We start from the raw sequence: 5,064 nt of genomic DNA, 5'->3' as shown, positions 1-5,064 counted from the left end.
CAGCCCCGACGCGTCGTATTGGTCATACGTGTGTCGGGGATCCCACAGCGAGAAGACCGCGGTGACTCCCGCAGGGGGGCCGCCACCCGCACCGCCACGCATGACGAGTTTGGAAACAGGCTCTACAGCGACCCAAAAGACTCACGGCCCCGTGACCAGCGCAAACCTTTGGCAGCCGGCCAGCGCCGTCGATTCGGCTTCCCGTCTGCGGCGGCAGCGCGGTCGGGCACCTGTCCGGGGCCGGCGCGCAGTCATACTGTCGGCGTGCCGGTCTTCACCCGTCCGATTGACGGCGAGGCGAGCGCAGCCCAGGTGCTGCGCCGCCTCGCGGCTCGCGCGCGCCGCCGCGGGCTGCCGCCGCCGGCCGCGCTGACCGGCGACTGGTTCGGCGGCTCCGCCGTCCTCGCCCCGTCGGTGCGGATCGACGCCACCGCGCCCGAACGGGCCTTCACCACCACCGACACGCAGCCGGGTCAGGCGGAACCCGGCCCGGTCGGCGGCGGCTGGATCGGCTACCTCGGCTACGGCCTCACCGACCCGGGACGGCACGCCCAACCCCGCCGGCTGCCCGTCGCCGCGTGGGGCTGGGCCGATCACGTGCTGCGCCTCGACCCGGACGGGCAGTGGTGGTTCGAGGCGCTCGGCGCCGCAGAACCCGGCCTGGTCGCGGAGCTCGCCGAGGTGGTCGCCGCAGGCGATCCGCCGCAGGCGTCCTGGGAGGCGGGGCCGGTCGGCAGACCGGACGCCGACCGGCACGGCAAAGCCGTGCGCGGATGCGTGGAGGAGATCGCCGGAGGCGAGATCTTCCAGGCGAACATCTGCAGCCGGTTCGCGGTGCCGTTCCGGGGCGATCCGCTGGAGGTGTTCGCCGCCGGCAGTGCGCGGTTGCGGCCCGCGCGGGCGGCTTACGTGGCCGGGTCGTGGGGCGCGGTCGCGTCGTTCTCGCCTGAGTTGTTCCTGGCCCGGCACGGCCGGGTGGTGCGTTCCAGCCCGATCAAGGGCACGCTGCCGCGGCGGGGCCCGCAGGACGACCGCAACGCCGAACTGCTCCGGTCGTCCACAAAGGACATCGCGGAGAACGTGATGATCGTGGACATGGCGCGCAACGACCTCGGGCGGGTCGCCGAGGTCGGCCGCGTGACGGTGCCCCGGCTGCTGGACGTGCAGCCGCACCCCGGCGTGTGGCACCTGGTGTCGGACGTGCGGGCCGAAATCCCAGCGGAGCTGCCGAACTCGGCGCTGCTGTCGGCGGCGTTCCCGCCCGCGTCGGTGACCGGCGCGCCGAAGGCGCGGGCGCTGGAGCTGATCGCGGAGCTGGAGTCGCAGCCGCGCGACGTCTACTGCGGCGCGGTCGGCATGGCCTCGCCCGTCGCGGGCATGGAGCTCAACGTCGCCATCCGCACCCTGGAGTACGCCGACGGCGTGCTGCACCTGGGCGTCGGCGGCGGGATCACCGCGGACTCCAATCCGGAACGGGAATGGCAGGAAGTGCTCACCAAGGCCGCCCCGGTGCTGTCCCTGCTGGGCCGCTAGCCGCGGACGAGTTCCTGCTGGTCGTGAGCACTTTGGGCTGCTATAGAGCCTGTTTCCAAACTCGTCCTGCATAGCGGTGCGGGTGGCGGAACCTCAGAGGTCTTCTCGCTGTGGGATCCCCGACACACGTATGTCCAATACGTCGCGTCGGGGCTGTCCTCGCGAGAAGACCTCTGAGAACCCGCGGCGGTGCCGGTTGCGTAGGTGGGCTAAGCGGCTGCGCCGCTTCAAAGACAAAACGCCCGCGTTACCACATCCGCACGTCACCACATCCAAAACAGCCGCTATAGCGATCCAAAGTACTCACGACCCAGGGTCTGCCGAGACGTTGCGGGGCGGCGTCAGCCGAGCAAGGCCAGGGCCTCTTCGGCGGTCAGGCAGCCCGCCGTCGCCAGGTCGAGGTTCGCCAGGGACGCGGCGTGCACGGCTTCGTCGGCCGCCGCCACGCAGTCGCGCACCACGTGCACGGTGAAGCCGAGGTCCGTGCCGTGCCGGGCGGTCTGCTCGACCGTCAGGTTCGTGGCCACGCCGGTGATCAGCAGGTTGTCGATGCCCTGTTCGTGCAGCCACGGCACCAGGTCGTTGCCCGCCAGGCCGGAGAGCCGCTGGTTGTCCACCACCCGGCCGCCCGAATCCGACATCTCCGATATCAGGCCGGAGCCCGGCGCGTCCGGCCGGAACGCCTCCTGCGCATCGCCGACGGCGCGCATGAACGCCGTGTTGCGCACTAATCCGCCCTCGCCGGCGGGCACCGTGAACCGGGTGAACACCTGCTCGGCCCCGGCCTCGCCGGCCGCCCGGTGGAATCGCGCGGCGCGCTCGACCACGCCGCTGCGCGCCACCGATTCGGCGAGCATCCCGCCGAAGAATCCCTCGGGCTTGATCACGTTGACCTGCCAATGCAGGCCCAGCACAGCAAATCGCATTATTCGATCTTGCCCTGAAACCCGGCCGGGCCTCTACCGCCTGGCGGCGAGGACCGCGTCGTACAGCTCCTTCTTCCGCACGCCCGCGAGCTCCGCGACCTCCGCTACCGCGTCCTTCAGCCGCACGCCTTCGGCGGCGCGCTCCTCCACCTGCGCCACCAGCTCCGCCGGGTCGGCGGTCGCCGGCGGCTCGGCTCCGCCGAGCACCACCGTGATCTCGCCGCGCACGCCTTCGGCGGCCCAGGCGGCGAGCTCCGCGAGGCTGCCGCGGCGGATCTCCTCGTAGGTCTTGGTCAGCTCGCGGCAGACCGCCGCTCGCCGCGAGTCGCCGAGCACCGCGACGGCGTCGGCCAGCATGTCGGCGAGCCGGTGCGGCGCTTCGAAGAACACGCAGGTGCGTTCCTCGGCGAGCAGCCGGCCGAGCCAGCGGCGGCGTTCGCCCTGCTTGCGGGGCGGGAATCCTTCGAAGCAGAACCGGTCCGACGGCAGCCCGGACACCGCGAGCGCGGTGGTCACCGCGGATGGCCCGGGCAGGCAGGTCACCGGCAGTTGTTCGGCGATGCAGGCCGACACCAGCCGGTATCCGGGGTCGGACACGCTGGGCATCCCGGCGTCGGTGACCAGCAGCACCGTGCGGCCCTCGCGCAGGGCGTCCAGCAGCATCGGCGCCCGTGCCGCTTCGACCCCCTCGTAGTAGCTGACCACCTTGCCGCCGGGCGTGACGCCCAGCGCGCTGGCGAGCGCGCGCACCCGCCTGGTGTCTTCCGCGGCGATGACGTCGGCCGAGCCGAGCGCGTCGATGAGGCGCGCCGAGGCGTCGCGGGAGTCGCCGAGCGGGGTGGCGGCGAGCAGGAGCGTGCCGGAGTCCATAACCGCACAGCGTATTTCCGCGGGCGGGCCACCCGGGGCGGCGGGCCACCGACTTCGCGGCTGGTCTCCTACGATCGGGGGCTGTGAGCGTCCTCGTCCCCAATCCCGGTGGCCGCAGCGCCGACGAACTCGTCAACGTCGGCCGCAGGCCTCCGGCCCGGCAGCCGGGCGAGAGCGACCCGCGCCCGCTGCTCGACGTGACGATGCCCACCGACCGGCTGCGCGGCTGGCTGGTCACGATCGCGGTCACGGTCGTCGCCGGCCTCGTGCGGCTTTGGGATCTCGGGCGCGCCACCAACGAGGGCACCCCGGTCTTCGACGAGAAGCACTACGTGCCGCAGGCGTGGCAGATGCTGCGCAACGGCGGTTACGAGGACAACCCCGGCTACGAGCTGGTCGCGCATCCGCCGGTCGGCAAGCAGCTGATCGCGGTCGGCGAGTGGCTGCTCGGCTACAACCCGTGGGGCTGGCGGATCATGGCCGCGCTGTGCGGCACGGTGATGGTGCTGCTCGTCGTCCGCATCGCCCGCCGGATGACCAGGTCCACGCTGCTCGGCGCGCTGGCCGGTGTGCTGCTGATCTGCGACGGGCTCAGCCACGTGCAGTCCCGGGTCGGGATGCTCGACGTCTTCCAGGCGATGTTCCTGCTCGCCGCGTTCGCCTGCCTGCTGGTCGACCGCGACCAGGTGCGCAGCCGGATGTGGCAGGTCTGCGTCGAGGGCCGGCTGGACGCGAGCAAGTGGGGCCCGCGGCTGGGGTTCCGCTGGTGGCGGTTCGGCGGCGGGCTGATGCTCGGGCTGGCCTGCGGCGTGAAGTGGAACGCCATCTACTACATCATGGCGTTCGGCCTGCTCAGCGTCGTCTGGGATGCGCTGGCGCGACGTTCGGCGGGTGTCCGGCGGCCGTGGCGGGCGGCGCTGGTGCGCGACACCGCCCCGGCGCTGTGGTCGCTGGTGGCGATCCCGCTGCTGGTCTACTTCGCGACCTGGGCGGGCTGGTTCGCCAGCGAGACGGCGACGGATCGGCACGCCGTGGTGGTCGCCGACGACGTCGGCTTCGGATCGCTGCCCGACGCGCTGCGGTCGCTGCTGTACTACCAGCTCAACGTGCTGGACTTCCACACCCACCTGGTCACGCCGAAGAACCCGCACCCGTGGGAGTCGAAGCCGTGGGCGTGGCCGATGGGCATGCGCCCGATGCTCTACTACTACGAGTCCGGGATCCCGGGCTGCGGCCGGTCCAGCTGCGTCGGGGCGACGATGCTGATCGGCACGCCGGCGCTGTGGTGGCTGGCGCTGCCCGTCGCGGGCTGGGCGGTCTGGCGGGCGGCCAGCAGGATGGACTGGCGCTACGCCGCGGTCCTGGTCGGCTACGGCGCCGGTTACCTGCCGTGGTTCACCAACCTGGACCGGCAGATGTACTTCTTCTACGCGACGCCGCTGGCGCCGTTCCTGGTGCTGGGCATCGTGCTGGTGCTGGGCGAGGTTCTCGGCACGGCGCGCGACCATCTGGAGCGGCGCCAGACCGGGCTGCTCGCGGTGTCGCTGTACGTGGGGCTCGTGGTGGCGAACTTCGTGTGGCTGTGGCCGATCCTCAACGGCGAGCCGATCACCCAGGAGCACTGGCAGGCCGAGCTCTGGCTCCCCTCCTGGCGCTGACCACCACCGGAGCGGCGTTCCGGCAGGCACGGGGCCGTGAGTCTTTTGGGCTGCTATGGCGACCCAAAAGACTCACG

At 72.0% G+C, this 5,064-nt stretch carries 4 protein-coding genes; 2 read left to right on the top strand and 2 right to left on the bottom strand.

All coding sequences use genetic code 11. The annotated features are described in order from the left end of the window. Positions 1-264: 264 nt before the first annotated feature. Positions 265-1,533: an aminodeoxychorismate synthase component I gene (locus AB0I53_RS42085; RefSeq protein ID WP_358614860.1), complete on the top strand. Its 1,269-nt coding sequence runs from the start codon at positions 265-267 to the stop codon at positions 1,531-1,533. A 341-nt stretch (positions 1,534-1,874) separates the two neighbouring features. Here the strand turns inward: AB0I53_RS42085 and AB0I53_RS42080 are convergent, their stop codons facing one another. Further along, a complete protein-coding gene (locus AB0I53_RS42080) occupies positions 1,875-2,459 on the bottom strand; it encodes a cysteine hydrolase (protein WP_358614858.1) in 585 nt (194 codons plus the stop codon). A gap of 33 nt (positions 2,460-2,492) precedes the next feature. After that, positions 2,493-3,329, bottom strand: coding sequence for a 16S rRNA (cytidine(1402)-2'-O)-methyltransferase (gene rsmI / locus AB0I53_RS42075; RefSeq protein WP_358614856.1), 837 nt, complete (start codon positions 3,327-3,329; stop codon positions 2,493-2,495). 203 nt (positions 3,330-3,532) lie between these two features. Here rsmI and AB0I53_RS42070 point away from each other — a divergent pair, with 203 nt between their 5' ends. After that, positions 3,533-4,987 (top strand): phospholipid carrier-dependent glycosyltransferase, encoded by a 1,455-nt coding sequence (locus tag AB0I53_RS42070; RefSeq protein WP_358614866.1) that lies wholly within the window; start codon positions 3,533-3,535, stop codon positions 4,985-4,987. Positions 4,988-5,064 lie beyond the last annotated feature (77 nt).

The sequence above is a fragment of the Saccharopolyspora sp. NPDC050389 genome (genome assembly GCF_040655595.1).
Taxonomy (GTDB): domain Bacteria; phylum Actinomycetota; class Actinomycetes; order Mycobacteriales; family Pseudonocardiaceae; genus Saccharopolyspora.
This window is presented reverse-complemented; position numbering and strand designations above follow the sequence as displayed.